16 protein-coding genes and 1 pseudogene are annotated in these 17,837 nt (G+C 38.9%); 2 read left to right on the top strand and 15 right to left on the bottom strand.

Annotated elements, in window-relative coordinates; all coding sequences use genetic code 11:
* Positions 1-45: 45 nt before the first annotated feature.
* The 4 genes from clpB to A6J77_RS07240 form a co-directional block, all read right to left on the bottom strand.
* Positions 46-2,667: an ATP-dependent chaperone ClpB gene (gene clpB / locus A6J77_RS07255; RefSeq protein WP_083069506.1), complete on the bottom strand. Its 2,622-nt coding sequence runs from the start codon at positions 2,665-2,667 to the stop codon at positions 46-48.
* Positions 2,668-2,816: 149 nt separating this feature from the next.
* Positions 2,817-3,287, bottom strand: a complete 471-nt coding sequence (locus A6J77_RS07250; protein ID WP_083069504.1) for a hypothetical protein — start codon at positions 3,285-3,287, stop codon at positions 2,817-2,819.
* A complete protein-coding gene (locus A6J77_RS07245; RefSeq protein WP_083069502.1) occupies positions 3,280-4,641 on the bottom strand; it encodes a Y-family DNA polymerase in 1,362 nt (453 codons plus the stop codon). Before A6J77_RS07245 ends, A6J77_RS07250 begins: the two co-directional genes overlap by 8 nt.
* Positions 4,642-4,851: 210 nt before the next feature.
* Positions 4,852-5,343 (bottom strand): LURP-one-related/scramblase family protein, encoded by a 492-nt coding sequence (locus A6J77_RS07240; RefSeq protein WP_083069500.1) that lies wholly within the window; start codon positions 5,341-5,343, stop codon positions 4,852-4,854.
* Between the two features lie 139 nt (positions 5,344-5,482).
* On the opposite strand from A6J77_RS07240, the gene A6J77_RS09375 reads away from it, so the two are divergent.
* Complete coding sequence (locus A6J77_RS09375; RefSeq protein ID WP_193756654.1) at positions 5,483-5,650, top strand: hypothetical protein; 168 nt, start codon at positions 5,483-5,485, stop codon at positions 5,648-5,650.
* A 119-nt stretch (positions 5,651-5,769) separates the two neighbouring features.
* Here the strand turns inward: A6J77_RS09375 and A6J77_RS07235 are convergent, their stop codons facing one another.
* The 11 genes and pseudogenes from A6J77_RS07235 to A6J77_RS07185 all read right to left on the bottom strand — a co-directional run bounded on the left by A6J77_RS07235 (position 5,770) and on the right by A6J77_RS07185 (position 16,845).
* Entirely contained in the window at positions 5,770-6,198 is a 429-nt protein-coding gene (locus tag A6J77_RS07235) for a hypothetical protein (RefSeq protein WP_083069498.1), read from the bottom strand.
* Between the two features lie 326 nt (positions 6,199-6,524).
* On the bottom strand, positions 6,525-6,695 hold the full coding sequence (locus A6J77_RS09370; RefSeq protein WP_227645145.1) for a hypothetical protein: 171 nt from the start codon (positions 6,693-6,695) through the stop codon (positions 6,525-6,527).
* Positions 6,696-6,718: 23 nt separating this feature from the next.
* A pseudogene (lgt, locus tag A6J77_RS07230) lies at positions 6,719-7,564 on the bottom strand (prolipoprotein diacylglyceryl transferase).
* A gap of 71 nt (positions 7,565-7,635) precedes the next feature.
* The gene (locus tag A6J77_RS07225; protein ID WP_083069496.1) at positions 7,636-8,256 is read right to left on the bottom strand and encodes an adenylate kinase; all 621 of its coding nucleotides are present in this window, start codon (positions 8,254-8,256) and stop codon (positions 7,636-7,638) included.
* A 131-nt stretch (positions 8,257-8,387) separates the two neighbouring features.
* A complete protein-coding gene (locus A6J77_RS07220) occupies positions 8,388-10,505 on the bottom strand; it encodes a heavy metal translocating P-type ATPase (RefSeq protein ID WP_083069494.1) in 2,118 nt (705 codons plus the stop codon).
* 138 nt (positions 10,506-10,643) lie between these two features.
* Positions 10,644-10,850: a copper chaperone TcrZ gene (gene tcrZ / locus A6J77_RS07215; protein WP_002294571.1), complete on the bottom strand. Its 207-nt coding sequence runs from the start codon at positions 10,848-10,850 to the stop codon at positions 10,644-10,646.
* Between the two features lie 84 nt (positions 10,851-10,934).
* Complete coding sequence (locus A6J77_RS07210; RefSeq protein WP_083069492.1) at positions 10,935-13,400, bottom strand: heavy metal translocating P-type ATPase; 2,466 nt, start codon at positions 13,398-13,400, stop codon at positions 10,935-10,937.
* 12 nt (positions 13,401-13,412) lie between these two features.
* Complete coding sequence (gene tcrY, locus A6J77_RS07205) at positions 13,413-13,868, bottom strand: copper-responsive transcriptional repressor TcrY (RefSeq protein WP_083069490.1); 456 nt, start codon at positions 13,866-13,868, stop codon at positions 13,413-13,415.
* A gap of 394 nt (positions 13,869-14,262) precedes the next feature.
* Positions 14,263-14,721, bottom strand: coding sequence for a DUF305 domain-containing protein (locus A6J77_RS07200; protein ID WP_083069488.1), 459 nt, complete (start codon positions 14,719-14,721; stop codon positions 14,263-14,265).
* Between the two features lie 69 nt (positions 14,722-14,790).
* The gene (locus A6J77_RS09365) at positions 14,791-16,128 is read right to left on the bottom strand and encodes a DUF1541 domain-containing protein (protein WP_193756653.1); all 1,338 of its coding nucleotides are present in this window, start codon (positions 16,126-16,128) and stop codon (positions 14,791-14,793) included.
* Positions 16,129-16,620: 492 nt separating this feature from the next.
* Positions 16,621-16,845, bottom strand: a complete 225-nt coding sequence (locus A6J77_RS07185) for a hypothetical protein (RefSeq protein WP_083069486.1) — start codon at positions 16,843-16,845, stop codon at positions 16,621-16,623.
* 205 nt (positions 16,846-17,050) lie between these two features.
* On the opposite strand from A6J77_RS07185, the gene A6J77_RS07180 reads away from it, so the two are divergent.
* Complete coding sequence (locus tag A6J77_RS07180; protein WP_003141791.1) at positions 17,051-17,815, top strand: (S)-acetoin forming diacetyl reductase; 765 nt, start codon at positions 17,051-17,053, stop codon at positions 17,813-17,815.
* The last annotated feature ends 22 nt before the right edge of the window (positions 17,816-17,837 follow it).

Below are 17,837 nucleotides of genomic sequence, written 5' to 3'. Positions count from 1 at the left end.
TGCTAGCTTGTGGAGAATTAATCAACCACTTATTTTTATATAGATTTAATTTTGGACTAAGGGTGTCACATCAAACTTGATCTCATGATTTTCATCAATTGAGATGTTCACTGCATGCTGCTTACTAATAGTACCTGCAATAATCGCACGTGCTACTGGTGTTTCCACTTGGTTGGTGATGAAACGACGCAATGGTCGTGCACCAAATTGTGGATCATAAGCAGTGTCACCAATCCAGCTCACCAATTCATCACTGAATGTTACCGCAATTTCTTGGCTAGCTAAGCGGTCGCTTAATTGTGCTAACATCTTGCGTACGATACCGTCCATATCATTGTGTGATAATGGTCTGAATAAAATAGTGTCATCGATACGGTTTAAGAATTCAGGTCTAAAGTGCATTTTCAAAGCACTTTGAACAGCTTCTCTTGCTTCATCATCGATTTCCCCGTTTTCATCAGTACCGTCTAACAAGGCATCTGATCCTAAGTTACTTGTCATAATGATGATGGTATTTTTAAAGTCTACAATCCGACCTTGTGAGTCAGTTAGGCGACCATCATCTAAGATTTGTAATAGGATATTGAAGACATCTGGATGGGCTTTTTCAACCTCATCTAGTAAGACCACTGTATATGGATTACGACGTACAGCTTCAGTTAATTGGCCACCTTCTTCGTAACCAACATAACCAGGCGCTGCCCCTATTAAACGGGTCACATTGATTTTATCCATGTATTCACTCATATCAAGACGGACCATGTTATTTTCTGAATCAAACATGGCTTCAGCTAAGGCTTTAGCCAACTCAGTTTTACCAACACCAGTCGGTCCTAAGAATAAGAATGAACCTAACGGACGGTTTGGATCTTGAACACCGGCACGTGAACGTAATACCGCATTTGTCACGCTATCAACTGCTTCATCTTGACCTACTACACGTGTATGCAAGGTGTCATCTAAGTGTAGTAATTTTTCACGTTCCCCTTCGACTAACTTAGTTACTGGGATACCAGTCACCCTTGAAACCACTGCTGCGATAGAGTCTTCAGTTACAGATTCTTCTACCAAACGGTCAGCGCTCTTGTCTGCGTGCTCGTGGTAGGCTTTTTCCATATCTGCCAATTCTTGTTCCAAGGTTGGAATAGTCGCATGTTGCAATTTGGCTGCTTCTTCAAGATTGTAGTCATTTTCCGCTTGCTCCAAAGCATGTTTGGCATTGTCAATTTCTTGACGTTTAGCGTTAATATCAGACATACCGCCTTTTTCAACTTGCCATTGCATGGTTAATTGGTTAGTTTTTTCACGGACATCGGCTAACTCTTCTTGAAGGTCAGCTAACCGGCGTTTACTTGCCTCATCTTTTTCTTCTTGTAAGGCTTTTTCTTCAATTTCTAGTTGAATTAAACGACGACGTTCTTGGTCTAATTCTGTTGGTAATGAATTCATTTGCACGCGGATTTCAGCACTAGCTTCATCCACCAAATCAAGGGCCTTATCTGGTAAGTACCGGTCAGTGATGTAGCGGTCTGACAATTCAGCAGCTGCTACTAAAGCTTGGTCATGAATCGTTACTTCATGGTGCAATTCATAACGTTCTTTCAAACCACGTAAGATTGAAATAGTATCTTCAACACTTGGTTCTTTGACTAAGACACGTTGGAAACGACGTTCCAAAGCCTTGTCTTTCTCCATGTATTGACGGTATTCATCTAAGGTTGTGGCACCAATGCAGTGCAATTCGCCACGAGCCAACATCGGTTTAAGTAAGTTCCCAGCGTCCATTGACCCTTCAGTCTTACCGGCACCTACAATGTTGTGGATTTCATCGATAAATAAGATAATCCGTCCGTCTGCCTTTTTCACTTCGTTTAAGACAGCTTTCAACCGTTCTTCAAATTCACCCCGGTATTTAGCCCCTGAAATCAAGGCACCCATATCTAATGAGAAGACTGTTTTGTCTTTTAAGTTGTCAGGGACATCTTTTTTCACAATACGTTGGGCTAAACCTTCGACGATAGCGGTTTTACCTACACCAGGTTCACCAATTAGGACCGGGTTGTTTTTAGATTTACGAGACAAGATACGGACCACATCACGAATTTCTTCATCACGTCCGATGATAGGATCCATTTTACCTGCTTTAACTTGTTCGACTAAGTCGACGCCATATTTCTCTAAAGCTTCGTAATTTTCTTCTGCTTGTTTACTTGTCACACGATCACCCTGTCTCAAATCTTCAATTTTTTCTTCTACTGCTTTGGCGGTAATTTGATGTTTTTTAAACCATTTTGCAAGGTCTGTATAAGCTACATCATTCAGTGCCGCTAGCACCATTTCGGTGGCTAAGAATTCGTCACCTTGTTTTTCTGCACGCGCTTGGGCTTTTTGAATCAATTCACCCAAACCACGTGATATTCCTTGGCCATATTGTACATTTGTACCTTGGACCACTGGTACCGCATCTAATTCACGGTTTAATTCTTCTGTAAGTTCTGCCATTGGCACATTTAAATCTTCATAAAAGTCATAAGCAAAGTTTCCAGGTTGCACCAACGCTGTAAACATATGGGGAATCCCAATTTCTTGATGTTTACGTGTCATAGCAATTTGTTGGGCATTTGCGATGGCCTCTTGTAAGGTTGTAGTCATTTCCATGTTTGCCATTTCACATCTCTCCTTTTCACTTTATGTATATAGTATAACAAATTAGTCAGTAAAGGTCAAACATTTATTAGTGATATTTTTGACCTTTTTTAACCATCTAAATCCTTGATATATCAATATTATACAAACATTTGACTACAAACATCAAACTAAAGGTCAATATGTGACCACTTACTTTCTTTGACCAATTCAATATGGCGCACATCATCCCATAAAATCTTCTGACTACCGATCAAAAAATAGAAATAATTACTCTCCCCATTAAACCAACCGAGGATATGGTCAAGGTAGCGACCTAAATGATCCTTCAAAGACAATTGAATAGAAACAGGATAGTGGTTTAACCAAGCTTCCTGCAAGACTTGGTCAACCTCTTCCCTAGTCATCTCAGGCAGTGGTGTAGATACTTTAGCTGCATCCTTATGGTTGGATTGAATGCCTTTGACCAATTCATCCATGGCATAAGCAGTAGCCCACTTCATACCAAAGGTCCGGTCCTCATATTCATTATAAGGCGCGAAGTGTTTACGGGTCCTTGGGTGTCGTTGCTTTTTTAACCATGACAATTGGGCCCGTCTTGTAGTGTTCGGTAGTTCCCAAGGTTCAAGCCGCTTAGCCATGGGCCTCACCTTCGATACCCGCCATACCACCAGCGTGACCGCCAACTAAACTAGACCGGTCAATCGCCCGACCGCCAGCTTTAAGAGACGAGGCATAGACCAGACTCTTAAAGCCATATTTCTTGCGGATGGTATCCACAATCACATCTGTTTTCATTTCCGCTACTTGGTTATTTTCACTTTCAAATAAATTTAATTGAACTGCTTGGTGGTAAACAAGGTTGCCGCTATATAAAGAAATATGCCGAATTACTTGGTTGTCATAGAGTAAGGACAGCAGGTACAAGGCCACTTCAGCAATCACCTTACTTTGATTGGTCGGTGTTACCTTGATTTGCTTATGAATACCCCTTTTACCACTTGCATCAAAGTAGCCCATGGAATAGCCTAAGCCAAGACCGACGACTTGGGTTTGCGCGCCAGCCCGTCTTAAACGGGTACCAATTTGGTCAGCCATTTCCTTGACGACGACAGCAATTTCATCCTTATCGGTGTAGTCTCTTGGTAGCACTTGACTGTTGCCGATGGACTTGTCCTTTGTGGTATAAGGGGTGCCGAGAAAAGACCGGTCTATGCCCCACGAATGGGCATAAAGTTGGGCACCCATGACCCCTAATTTATCTTTTAATACGTGATAAGAAGAATGGGCGAGGTCGTAGACATTATTAATACCCATCCCATTTAGCCGGCGGGCCATTCGGTGGCCAATACCGCAGACTTCTGTTAAATCAGCAATCTGCCATAGGGTATCCGGGACATCCTCATACCGCCATTCAGCAATCATGTCGCCCTCCTTTTTCGCGCCAATATCTAGGGCTACTTTAGCTAGAAACGGGTTATCGCCAATACCAATCGTTGTATAAATACCGGTCTGGTCATGGACATCCTTTTGAATTTTCTGCGCCATTTCGTAGGCACTACTAACCTTAAATAGTTTGAATGAATCCGTCACATCTAAGAAACTCTCATCTATTGAAAATACGTGATGGTTGGCTTCGTCCACGTAGCTTTTATAGATCCGATTAATCTCTTGGTTCTTCTCCATATAAAACCGCATGCGCGGTTGAGCAATTACCAAATCTTCTGGATAGGGATAAGGTAAATCACGGGCCCGTGTCACGTTGGAAATATTAAAGGCTTTCTTAGCGGCTGGTGAACTAGCCAAAATAAGCCCCGAACCCCTACTCTGACCGCCAGCCTCATCAGAGTAGGACATGACGACTAATTTGGTCGTTAACGGGTCTAAACCGAGTTCTACTGCCTCCACTGAGGCATAAAATGACTTACAATCAATACACAAAATATCGCGGCTAGGTTCCTTTGAATAGTCAAACGTTACATTATTCGCAAACATCTTTAGCCCTCCTTCGCTTAGACATTTAAATTTACGCCCTTAGAAATAGAACGTATGTTCCCATCAATAATAGAACGTACGTTCGGTAAACACAAGTGGTTTCGAAGGGAATTTTGAAACGAAAATAAAAAGGCCACGATCCATACGGTCGCAGCCTCCTCAGTTAACTATTTAAGTACAATTTTAGTCTTCCATTTTAATATTCTTTTTTTAATCTTCTTCGCGCTCAACTACTAAGTCAATCGCCATCACCACACCTAAAATAATTGGCACCACATCAGCTGGCACATGGTCTTCAATATCAATCACAAAAGTATCGCGAATTGAAATCAACTTGCGGTCGATGCGGGCAATCCGGTCGCCATTTTCATCCGTGATACGGAAATCAAAATCAAGGATATTCCCCTTCACATCCCAATCCAAGGACGTTACCTTGTAGTTATCTCTAAATAAAGAAATCTTCTTGCGGATTTCAGCTACCTTGTCATTATTTTCATCATACACATCGACCGTTGGCATCAAATCAATGATTTGCTCTTTAACTTGTGCCACTTCTTTATCCTGGGCTAGGTCAATAATGCGAAATTGTTGGCCAATTGATAGCCATTTATTCTTGATTTTATAAACAGGATCGCCATCTTCATTCTTCAGATTAAAGTCACGTTTCAACGATAGTAATTGGTTTTTCATATATAATTTCATGGTTTATCAACCTTTCTCTTCATAACTTATAGTTAATTATACCTTTATACTAGTAGAAATTCACACCGTAACCCTCATACCAAAGTCCGAAATCTAAGGTATAATTGAAAAAAGAATCCACCATCGTAAAGGAGTTATTATGTATTTAACCATTTTTGCTATCTTGCTCGTTGTCGCCGGTTTCGTTAACGGGTATATCTTCTTATTTAAATACCCCAAAGAATTTCAATCGACAAAAATTATCCATGGTTTCTTAACCCTATCCTTACTTCTTATCGGCCTATATTTATTGATTAAAAATATATAAACCAAAAATGCCAGCAGTTGCAATTTACAAAACGGCTGGCATTTTCGGTTATAAGTCTTAAGTTTTGACTACGAAAATAGACCAAAGTAAAAACTTCGGTCTATTTATTCTCTATTAAATTAATTTGCTGATTTTATATTCCTAATTTCAGTTTTAAAATTTATCGAAATTACATTGTCAGCGATCTTCTCATTCCTGTTTAAATCTTTAACTTTTTCAGCATATTTTTCTGCTTTTAATTTTGCATTTTCTTTAGCAAGTATCTCTATTTCTTCTTTTGATTTTTTATGTCGATTCCATAGTTTACCTACACCATAAGTACTTAAAGCAGCTAATGGGATTCCTATTGCCGCAATTTTTATAAGCACTTCAGTTTTTCCATCTAATGTACCTTCTGAATACCCATCTGTGAATCCATCTGTATATCCATCTGCATAAATATCTTTTATTAATTGTTCAGGATTAACATGATCTTTTGCTAGTTGTGCTAAAGCTGCCCAATCAAAATTAATTGCTTTTTCCTGAAATTCAATCAACGTCTTATTCATAATCTTATCCCCCTTTTCTTCTTAAAACTGATTTGATAATTTGATTATTTCACATGATACTTGAGAATTTAATTCTATGATTAGTTCTAAACATTTTAATCATAGCGGATTGGTGTTCTTTTTACACTCAGTGAGTAGATAAATAAACAAAAAAATACTTCCAAAAATTATTTTTAAATCGACACTTCTAGACTACATAAAGAAGACCACAAATCAAGCGTACTTCTTGTGTCGATTTTGAGTACACTCATAATCGACAAAAAAGCTGAATCAAAAAGTCGTAAACTTTTTCTGATTCAGCTTTTGTATTTAACCTAAAAAGAGCTTTATTCATTGACTCTTCTTTTTTCATGATCTCCTGTGGAGTGATTTTGAGGTTTCGTTAGTGTGTATTGATCTGAAATCTCTTCAGGAGAGGGCACATCCAATTCTTCCAGAATCTCTTGCAATGCTCCTTCCATTTCCACTTTGTCGGTCTCTCTGTTAATTAACTCCATCTGTCTAGCATATCTTCACCTTCTTAATTTGCTGCTTTGGACAGTTTAGGCTCATCCTTATAATAGGGTACTGGCGGATAGGTATAGTACCTGCGATACATCAAAACACCCAGTGCTGCTACGAACAAAACGAGGGACAAGCCTTGTGAAACTCGTAAGAAATCGCCTATCCATAAGCTGTCTGTCCGCATGCCTTCAATAAAAAACCTTCCTGCTGAATACCAAATGACATAGCTGAGCGCCACTTCTCCTTGGCGAAGGAATTGATTCTTGTTCCGCAAAAGGAGCAACAAGGCGAAACCAACTAAACTCCATAAAGACTCATAAAGAAAAGTGGGATGGTAATAGGTTCCGTTGATATTCATTTGGTTAATGATGAATTCCGGTAAGTACAAGTTTTCTAAAAATTGTCGGGTGACTGGACCGCCATGTGCCTCTTGATTGATGAAATTTCCCCAGCGACCAATCGATTGAGCTAGGAGGACACTAGGTGCCAGTATGTCTAGTAAAAGAGTTAGCGTCATTTTCTTTCTTCTTGCAAACCAGTATACTGCGAGACCACCCGCAATTAGCCCCCCATAAATGGCAATTCCACCATTCCAAATTGCGATGATTTCACTCGGATTCTGTATATAGTAGTCCCATTTGAATAAAACGTAATAAAGTCAGGCACCGATAAAGCCAATTGGTATGGCCCATAATGCCATATCTACCGTGGTATCTTCTTCAAGTCCCAGTTTTTGAGCTTCCTTTGTAGCTAATGAAATGCCGATCAGCATCGCTAGAGCAATAATAATTCCGTACCAATAAATCTTTATCGGGCCAATTGAAATAGCAACTGGATCGATTACACTAAGTAAAACATTCATTCTTCAATCCCCTTCATAGCTTACATTAGTTAATTGTTTTAAATCACATAATTTAAGTTCAATTTGTGTAGTTATTTGTTTACAGACAATAAACCCTCATTTATATTGTCAAACACATTGTCAAAATCCCCTTCACCATTGATAACGTAAAGCAGATTTCGCTCCTTGTAGAAGTGAATAAGTGATTCCATTAATTCCTTATTAATGTGTAGCCTATTTTCAATCACTACTGGTTTGTCATCCAGTCGAATTTTTCCCCTTTTTGATTCGATTTGGGAATTTCCTTGTTTTTCTTTTGAACGAAGATTCCCTCGTTGCGCTAACCGATGTCTTAACGTATCCTGACTTACATCTAAAAAGAAAACAGCGTCTAAATTCTGATTCTGACTTTGTAGGTAAGCTTCGAGCATTTTTGCTTGCTGTAGGGTACGTGGGTAACCATCCAGAACAAAGCCATTTTCAACATCTTTTGCTTGTAAGCGACTCTTAACCAATGAGTTTATCCACTCATCTGGAACTAGCTCTCCTTTATTCATATATTCTTGCACTCTGAGTCCGAATGTATCTTTCTCCTTGGTTGCTTCTCGTAACATTTCACCAGTTGAAATAGCCGTCAGGTGGTACTCTTCTGCGATTCTTTTAGCTTGGGTGCCTTTCCCAGCACCAGGTAACCCTAAAAGGACCAGCCTCATAATTTTTCCTCCTTATAAACTAAAAAAGGAAGAGATGATTTTTTAAATCATTTCATCTCTTCCTTAACTGTGAAACTATTGTATTTTTACACGATAAGGTCATTCAATTATTTAATGTACCAAATAACTGTTTATTTTGGCTCTAATTTCAATGTCATAGCATTGATGGCAACAATAACGGTCGATAAGGACATGAGGACGGCGCCGAAGGCCGGACCCAAGGTAATGCCGATAGGAGCGAGGAGCCCAGCAGCGATTGGAATCGCGATAAAATTGTAACCTGCTCCCCACACCAAGTTTTCTTTCATCTTACGTGTCGTCTTATTCGCTAACTCGATAAAGGATTCAATGTCGCCAGGGTCTGACTGTGTCAAGATAACATCGGCTGAATCCAATGCTACTTGAGTTCCGGCACCAACAGCTATACCAACGTCTGCTAATGCAAGAGAAGGTGCATCGTTGACCCCGTCACCGACCATGATAACTTTCTTTCCTTCTGCTTTAAGTTTTTCAACTAATTCATATTTGTCTTGAGGAGATTGATTAGCTAGATAATCAATACCTAAAATTTCTGCAGCTCCTTGAGCCGCTTTTTCATTGTCACCCGTTGCCATAATCGGCTGAATCTTGTTCTTTTTAAGGGCTTGTATTAAGGCTTTACTTGTCGGTTTTAATTCATCCCCTAAAGCTACAGCACCGATTGCTTCGTCGTTTTCTACTAAGACACTAAGGGTTGCTCCTTTTGGAATATCCATATCCAGATTACGTCTATATGCTTTTTGACTGATTAATTGATAACGATGTCCGTTAGCTTGACCTTCTACACCAGCGCCAGAAATAACATCAATCGAATCAAAACTTACTGGACGTATCCCTTGCTGTTCTGCGTAACTAATTATTGACTGAGCGATAGGGTGACTAGATCCACCTTCGATACCTGACAATAAGGCAACGATTTCATCTTTCGTATATTTATCATTAAAGAGTTCAACATCTAATACTTTAAACTCACCAGTTGTTAAAGTACCTGTTTTATCCAATACCATAACATCCGCTTTAGTAGTTAATTCCAAAGCTTCTCTATTTTTAACCAGTAATCCTCGGCTTGCACCCAAACTAGTACTACGTGATACTACCAAGGGAATAGCAAGACCCAAAGCATGTGGGCAGGCAATAACTAACGCAGTCACAGTAAAGATAACGGCTGTAGGCAGATCCGCAATGATCGTCCAGATTAGTAGGGCGATTAAAGCTACTACAACCGCAATGTAGAACAACCAGCTAGCTACTTTTTGAGCCACATTCTCTGCACGAGAAGGTTGGCTTTGTGCTTGGCTAATTAATGATTGTACTTGTGAGATAAAGGACTTATCCCCTGTTTCTGTTACTTCTACATATAGGACACCACTACCATTTGTTGATCCACCAATGACTTGATCTTTAACATTCTTTTCGATTGGCTTAGATTCACCTGTTAAGAGGGCCTCGTTTACACGGGATTCTCCGCGAATAATGATACCATCTGCTGGAACATTTTCTCCTGCTTGAACACGGATAACATCTCCAATCTGAAGTTCAGATACAGGGCGAGTCTCAATCGAATCGTCTTCTAAAACAACATGAGCATCTTTCGGCACCAACTCAGCCAATGCTTTTTGCGCGTCCCCTGCTTCACCCAATGCCTTCATTTCAATCCAGTGTCCTAATAACATGATTAAAATTAACGTTGTAAACTCAAAGAAGAAGTCCATGACATGTTCTCCAGTTACATATCGAGCGGCCACTGCGTAAACACTATAGGCATAAGAAACCGTTATTCCCAAAGTAATCAAGGACATCATGCCTGGAGCTTTTGAATTAAACTCATCTTTCGCACCCATGTAGAATGGTTTTCCGCCATAAATGTATAGAATTGTTGCCAATACAGTTGCTACAACGTCTGCATAAGGAAAGATAATTTGGAAAGGCAACTGAATATCCATAAAAGGAGTAATGAGTAAGATTGCAATTCCTAATGGGAGTGACTTCAAGAAAATCTCCTTAAAGCTACCGTGATGGTGGTGGGCATGCCCTCCCATTGCGCCATGATCCATTTGACTGTGATCCATCGCACTATGATTCATCTTGCTGTGATCCATCTGACTATGGTCCATCTTGCTGTGATCCATCTGACTATGGTCCATCTTGCTGTGATCCATGTCGCCGTGATTATGATGACTATGTGACGAATGTTTTTTGTTATTACTCATTTTTAATTCCTCCTTATTATATTAGAGACTGATTTTAAAGTTTTATAACTTTCTCATCTAACACTGCATATAATTCTCATGAAAAGGGTTCTATACTTTATCTCTATCTACTATCTATGAATAAATGGTATTCGCACTTTATGCACTTAATACTGAATAGTTAGTTTCTGCTAAAGCAGCATTGAGCGTTTCGGTATCAATCTCTGTTTGACTTTCAAGTACTGCTTTTTTAGTCGCTAAATCAACCTCTACAGATTCAACCCCTTCAATAGCTGAAAATCTTTCTTGTACCGTGTTCGCACAACCTGCACATTTTACGCCATCTAATAAGACTTCTTTTTTCATTATTTTATTCCCCTTTTTTTTTTTTATCTTCTCCTATTATATAGAATAGGAAGAAGTTTAAATCCCAGATAAGCTACGTGTTTTCTAAACAACTGCTGGTTTGAATCGTCTTAACCGTAAAGCATTGAGCAAGACCGATACGGAGCTGAAACTCATGGCGACTGCCGCAAACATTGGATTCATCAATGGTCCGCCAAAAATATACAAGAGACCCATCGCAACTGGAATACCTACAAGGTTGTAAGCAAAAGCCCAGAACAAGTTTTGTTTAATGTTTCGTAGCGTTGCATGACTTAAATCAATCGCAGTCAATACAGCGGTTAAATCATTACGCATAAGGACAATATCAGCCGATTCAATCGCCACGTCTGTACCTGATCCAACTGCAATTCCGACATCTGCTTGAGCTAATGCGGGTGCATCGTTAATGCCGTCTCCAACCATCGCTACCTTCTTGCCTGCCTCTTGTAGTTTTTTGACTTCCTCTGCTTTATCTTCAGGTAATACTTCACTTAATACACTGTCTATACCCACTTGCTTAGCAATCGCTTTGGCTGTACGTTTGTTATCTCCAGTAATCATGATTACTTCAACACCGCGTCTTCTAAGTTCTTTAACAGCCTTCATACTATTTTCCTTGAGTGTGTCAGCTACTGCGATAATTCCAGCTAGTTCTCCATCAACAGAGAGATACATCGGTGTTTTTCCTTCGTCTGCTAAACGATCGGATTCTATTTCCATGCTTGATAAATCAATCTTTTGCTCTAGCATCAGTTTACGGTTTCCAATGTACATATCTTTGCCCTCAATTTCAACTCGAATCCCGTGTCCAGGAATCGCTTCAAAATGATCTGGTTTAGCTAATGTCATGTTCTCTTCTTTTGATTTTTGTACGATGGCTTCGCCTAATGGGTGTTCAGAACCTGTTTCACCGGAAGCTGCATAATATAAAAGATTTTCTTTAGTAATAAGAGGAGTTACCAAAATATCCGTCACGATAGGTTTACCTTCTGTCAGTGTCCCTGTTTTATCAAATACAATCGTGTCTAAATTATGAGTGGTTTCTAACGCCTCACCACTTTTTATCAAGACACCATGTTCTGCCCCTTTTCCGGTTCCAACCATAATACTTGTTGGAGTCGCCAAACCTAAGGCACATGGACAAGCAATGACAAGGGTTGTTATGATAACGGATAAAGCAAATATTCCAGATTGACCTGCAATTAACCAAGCAATCCCTGCTAAAACGGCTAATGCTATAACAATCGGTACGAAATATCTGGTAATGATATCGGCCATTCGAGCAATAGGTGCTTTAGACCCTTGAGCATCTTCTACTAATTTTATGATTTGAGATAGAGTTGTATCACTTCCCACTCGAGTCGCGCGGTAATCAATGGAACCATTTTTATTGATACTAGCCCCAATAACCTCGTCTCCACTTTCCTTTTCCACGGGGATACTTTCTCCTGTCAGCATTGATTCATCGACTGAAGTGCGTCCCTCAACAACAACACCATCTACAGGCATACTTTCTCCCGGACGAACTCGAATAACATCTCCTAAAGCGACTTCGTCCACAGTAATCTCTTGTTCCACACCATTACGTATCACTCGAGCTGTTTTAGGAACCAAGTTGACTAATTTTTCAATCGCTGAGGACATTTGCCCCTTTGATCGCTCTTCTAAAAATAACCCTAACGTATGAAGAGTTAAGATAACTCCAGTCACTTCATAGTAAAGTAAATCTGAAAAGTTCCCGTAACCTAAGCCAGCCCCGATCGTCGCTGCCAGACTGTATACAAAAGCGGCCGCGGTACCAAGGGCAATCAGGGAATCCATATTTGGGTGACCTTTAAATAAGGTTTTGAATCCCTTCTGGAAATATTCCCAGCTTACTACCATTATCGGAAAAGTCAGAATAAGTTGTAAAAGAGAAAAATTAAGTGCATTTATCATTGGGTCAACGATATTTGGTAGAGGCATACCGACCATATGACCCATGGATATAATTAGTAAAGGGATTGTAAATATAATGGATATCCCAAAACGATTTGAAAGTTGCTTCATTCTTTTTTCTTTTTTCTCACGCTTCTCTGCTCGTGAATTATCTTGAGTCTCAGTTGTTTCTAATACGGCTGCATAACCACTATTGGATACAGCACCAGTCACATCAGATACTGAAATTGCTGACGGGTTATAAGAAACTTGCATTTTTTCTGTCGCTAAATTGACGGAAGCTTTATCTACGCCCGACAACTTTCCGACGGCTTTTTCAATTGTCTGTGCACAGGATGCGCAGGTCATCCCTTCAATTGCAAAGGTTTGCGTCGTTCCTTCTTGGGCAATCAGTTCATACCCTGAATTATCCACTGCTTTTTGTAGATTTTCTACCGAAAAAGTTGGTTCATCGTACTCTATACTTAACTTCTCTGTTGCTAGGTTCACGGAAGCCTGTGTGACCCCACGTACTTTTTTTGCCGCTTTTTCTACTGTCTGCGCACAAGACGCACAAGTCATGCCTTCTATGGCAAACGATTTATTCTCCAATTTTTTCGCTCCTTATTCTCCATGATGATGTAAATGGCAATCGCATTGCCCTTCTGTACACTGACAATCCACTTCTTCTACTGCGAAAGCTTTTTTCATCTCTAATATTTCTTCTAGTCGCTGGATATCATCGAAGCTTAAGACATGATCTTCAATGATACTCCCTACTACATTCCCGACATTCTTTCGACAAATACGATCGAAAATATTGTTTGTAAAACTTCTTACCGCTTCTTTCTCTTCGATATTTGCCGAATAAATATATTTTCTACCTTCTTGTTCTGTATACAGTGCGCCTTTTTCCACGAGTCGACCTAAGAGCGTTTTGGTTGTCGCTTCTTTCCAGTCCATTTTCTCTCCCAATGTAGAAATGACTTCTTTACTAGTCACTCGACCATTCGCCCAGACTACACGCATAACTTCCCATTCAGCATCTGTGATATGAGGGTTAACTACTATTGTACTCATTCACTTTCCCTCCTTATTGTCTACATTCGTAAACGTAAATGTTTGAGATAAGTTTACTATTGTAAACCATTCTTGTCAAGTCTTTTTTAAATAAATGTAACCAGCTTGTTTTTTTAATAAATATAACCAGCTATTATTGCCTTTGTTTTCCTATCTTTACCCAATACTAATTATAAGGTTACCATTGATTTACTTTTATTGATTTTAGAATTCCTTATTTTTAAAATTATATTTTCTAAATATGATGAACACTATTGAGCAATTTAATTGTTTATCGTATTTAGGAAATCAAGAATTGAGAAAAAGCGGAAAAATAGAAAAACCTATACACACGGAAGTTATCATAGACTTCTTGTGTATAGGGATTTTTTTACTTTTTAAATTTATTGAATGTTTATTCTTCTCCGTTTTCTTCTATATCTTCAATTAATTGTTCCATCTTAGCAATTTCTTCTTCTTGTGCTTGTATAATTTCTTCGCTTAATTGCTGTACTCGTGGATCTGTGAGATTGGCATTTTCACTAGTCATAATAGCGGTAGAGTGGTGTGGAATCATGGCTCTCATCCAAGCAGTATCGTCTATGCCAACTTGGTTTTGAATAAGCCCAAACGATCCCAGCACGAGTAAGACTGAAAGCCCCATTATAACGGCGTTTAATTTTTTATTATCATACATTTTCCACATAAAACCCATCATAATGATAGCCATGACTGCGCCCATCAAAATAGCCATATAAACACGGGTTTGACTAAAGTAAATGTGCGCAAATTCATTGACATTCACAAACATTAGAAAGTACATAATGATTGTTGAAATTAAAATCATGAGGGCAAATTTTAGGTATTTATTCATAAGTATCCGTCCTTTTTTAGTATTTCTTAAACTTTAAGTTTGGTAGGTATTTTAATGTATCACTAGTGATTATTGAGCTAATTCTTCTTCAACAAACCATTTATGATTACGAACAACTGCTCCGCCATCTGTTGGTTGGTAATCCACCATATAAACATTCGTAGTTACAGCGTCATCAATTATTGCAGTTGCTCCTTCCATACCTTCCATATGGTCGGCTTCTAATGTCACTTCTTCTCCAGGTTCAAATGCGCCTTTGGTTGACTCAGAAATGTCTTCGTGGATAACCCAGCGATGATTTTCCACTCGTTCTCCACCATTGGTTGGATTGAAAGAAACCTCATAAGCCGTCGTAGCAAATACGCCAGAAACAGTTGCTTCGGCACCTTCCATTCCAGGCATATGATCGCGCTGAAGAATAACAGATTCTCCTACTTCGTACATCGGATTTTCAGCTTCTTCCAAGCCTTCTGGAATTTCTCCCGACTCATCATGCTTCATATCTCCCATATTATCCATATCTCTTGTTTTTTTGGACTCGCTAATTATCTGGTTCTCATAGCTATCTTCTAATGATGGTTGATTTTCAAGTGTGTAGTTAGCAAATATTAAATCAGCGTTTTTAATATTAAATACTTCAGTTAAATCGTCTACTGAAAAATTAGTACTTTGAGAAATCGCCCAGAGAGTATCTCCCCAAACCACTTCGTAATTTTGAAGTTCTTCTAATGTATCGTATTGGGAAACATCTGCTTGTACTTCTTCTACTGTACGCGCTCTCCAAAATTGGCTTGAGTCTTGTACTTCTTCCCCTAATTCTTCTTCTACTAGCCATTTATGATTTTCAACAGTATCGCCTGTTTCTGTATCCGTGTACGTGACCATATAAACAGTGGTGTCTTCTACCGAATCAATAGTTGCGGTCACCCCTTGCATACCGGGCATATGGGAAGCTTCTAGAACGACTTCGTCACCTGCTTGGTAAGGCTCGTCTTGGGCATTTTCAACTTCCTCGTGTACAACCCATTTGTGATTGGCGATTTCCTCTCCTGTTTTGGTATCGTTATAGGTGATTTCATAGGCAATTGAATCAAAGGCACCCACAACCTCACCTGTAGCTCCCATCATTCCTGGCATGTGATCGGTTTGAATCGTTACTTCGCTTCCTTCTGGATAAGTTGGATTTTCTGCCTCTGCCAATCCTTCTGGAATTGCCCCAGATTCATCATGTTCCATACCTTCGTGGCCTGTTTGAGATTTATCCGTTGTTTCGCTAGCCACCGTTTTCGAGCCAGTTTGAGCAGCATTATCTGCATCATCAAGTGTATTCGCGCCTACCTTATTCACTAGTGGATAAGAACTTAATAATGCTACAGATAAAAGACTACTTATAATTGTTTTTTTCATACAATTTCTCTCCTTTTGGTAATACCACCTTTGTCTACAAATGTAGTTGAATGAACTTACATATAGTTTATAATTACCCCTTATCATTGTCAAACACTTTGATTTTTATCAATTACAAATGAAGACTTATCGTTGTTTTTATTATCTCATCAATATTTAAAAAGCGATTCCATAATAAACACGTAGATTAATTTAGAAACCAAAGACAACAAATTATCCCTTAGATCACCTATAAATCCCTTATTAATGCCCACTAATTTTAATTGTTTTTAAAGTGCTTCTTTTACAAGTTCAGTCAAGCCCATATCTTTCGTTAAGGTTTATGTTGCAACCTATAGTTATAAGAAATGAATATGGCAAAAAGTGATTAGGTAATGTTTATTAATCCATAGTCATTAGTCTTAACTTTTGAATACAAGATAACAGAAAAAAGGAAGCTTTTACTGATATTCTATCAGTGCTGCTTTCTTTTTTTATGTTGAATATATAAATTTAATTTTCTTCTTGAACATACATGTATTCAAACAATTCAAAACTATATTTTTTAACTAAATCTCTGCTTACTCGTTTACCTACAATCTCAATTAATTCATAAGACTGGTCAGAGTCATCTCCATTTAGGATTTCTTTTACTTCTGCGGCAGTCTTATCAACGTCATACTCATACCGCCACTCCTTGATTAAGGCCGTATAAGAATGTAGTTTTGGAATTTCCATGATACTTACACTGCTTTTACTTGCCATCAATGAAATTATACAAAAATGTTTGTTTAAAAGGATCTTTATTGTTATAAAAAATGATTTTATCTGAAAATTAAGAAAACGGTTGTAATCAATGTAGAAATGATTGAATACGGTTTCAATAATAGTTATACTTTGTTTATGAATATGTTAAAAAATTCACAAAGGAAGAGGTTATATTATGGTAAAAGTTGCGATTGTTACAGGTGCTGGTCAAGGGATTGGGTTAGCGATTGCTAAACGTCTACATGCAGATGGCTTTAAAATTGGTATTGTTGATTATAATCCCGAAACAGCTGAAGCTGCTGTAGCCGAATTCCCAGAAGGTGATGCTATTGCTGCAGGCGCAGATGTGTCTAAACGTGAACAGGTATTTGAAGCATTTGATAAAATTGCAGCACATTTTGGTGATTTAAATGTAGTTGTCAATAATGCGGGTGTTGCACCGACAACACCATTAGAAACAATTACCCAAGAAATGTTCGACCAAGTATATGGTATCAACGTAGCAGGTGTAATCTGGGGTGCACAAGCTGCTCAAAAACACTTCAAAGCCTTCGGTCACGGTGGTCGAATCATCAATGCTACGTCACAAGCAGGGGTATTGGGTAACCCTGAATTAGCTTTATACTCAGGCTCAAAATTTGCAGTCCGCGGTATTACACAAGTATTAGCCCGTGACCTAGCTCAAGATGATATTACTGTGACAGCATACGCACCTGGTATCGTGAAGACACCAATGATGTTTGGTATCGCTCACGAAGTAGGAGTCAATGCAGGTAAAGACGATGAGTGGGGTATGAATCAATTCGCACAAAACATTACCCTTAAACGTCTATCAGAACCAGAAGATGTAGCCAACGTAGTAGCATTCCTAGCTGGGCCAGACTCAACATATATTACAGGTCAAACAATCGTTGTTGATGGTGGTATGGTCTTCCACTAAGCTAAATGATTTGATGAATTTT

Origin of the sequence: Aerococcus viridans, assembly GCF_002083135.2 — a bacterium.
GTDB classification, from domain to species: domain Bacteria; phylum Bacillota; class Bacilli; order Lactobacillales; family Aerococcaceae; genus Aerococcus; species Aerococcus viridans_C.
Note: the sequence above shows the minus strand (reverse complement) of the source record. Positions and strands in the feature narration are given on the sequence as shown.

Coding starts and splice junctions, on each gene's coding strand:
- tcrY (WP_083069490.1), bottom strand. CDS start 13,868: ATGAGTACAATAGTAGTTAACCCTCATATCACAGATGCTGAATGGGAA.
- A6J77_RS07200 (WP_083069488.1), bottom strand. CDS start 14,721: ATGAATAAATACCTAAAATTTGCCCTCATGATTTTAATTTCAACAATC.
- tcrZ (WP_002294571.1), bottom strand. CDS start 10,850: ATGAAAAAAGAAGTCTTATTAGATGGCGTAAAATGTGCAGGTTGTGCG.
- A6J77_RS07240 (WP_083069500.1), bottom strand. CDS start 5,343: ATGAAATTATATATGAAAAACCAATTACTATCGTTGAAACGTGACTTT.
- A6J77_RS07250 (WP_083069504.1), bottom strand. CDS start 3,287: ATGGCTAAGCGGCTTGAACCTTGGGAACTACCGAACACTACAAGACGG.
- clpB (WP_083069506.1), bottom strand. CDS start 2,667: ATGGCAAACATGGAAATGACTACAACCTTACAAGAGGCCATCGCAAAT.
- A6J77_RS09370 (WP_227645145.1), bottom strand. CDS start 6,695: ATGGAGTTAATTAACAGAGAGACCGACAAAGTGGAAATGGAAGGAGCA.
- A6J77_RS07185 (WP_083069486.1), bottom strand. CDS start 16,845: ATGGAAATTCCAAAACTACATTCTTATACGGCCTTAATCAAGGAGTGG.
- A6J77_RS09365 (WP_193756653.1), bottom strand. CDS start 16,128: ATGAAAAAAACAATTATAAGTAGTCTTTTATCTGTAGCATTATTAAGT.
- A6J77_RS09375 (WP_193756654.1), top strand. CDS start 5,483: ATGTATTTAACCATTTTTGCTATCTTGCTCGTTGTCGCCGGTTTCGTT.
- A6J77_RS07235 (WP_083069498.1), bottom strand. CDS start 6,198: ATGAATAAGACGTTGATTGAATTTCAGGAAAAAGCAATTAATTTTGAT.
- A6J77_RS07245 (WP_083069502.1), bottom strand. CDS start 4,641: ATGTTTGCGAATAATGTAACGTTTGACTATTCAAAGGAACCTAGCCGC.
- A6J77_RS07220 (WP_083069494.1), bottom strand. CDS start 10,505: ATGAGTAATAACAAAAAACATTCGTCACATAGTCATCATAATCACGGC.
- A6J77_RS07225 (WP_083069496.1), bottom strand. CDS start 8,256: ATGAGGCTGGTCCTTTTAGGGTTACCTGGTGCTGGGAAAGGCACCCAA.
- A6J77_RS07180 (WP_003141791.1), top strand. CDS start 17,051: ATGGTAAAAGTTGCGATTGTTACAGGTGCTGGTCAAGGGATTGGGTTA.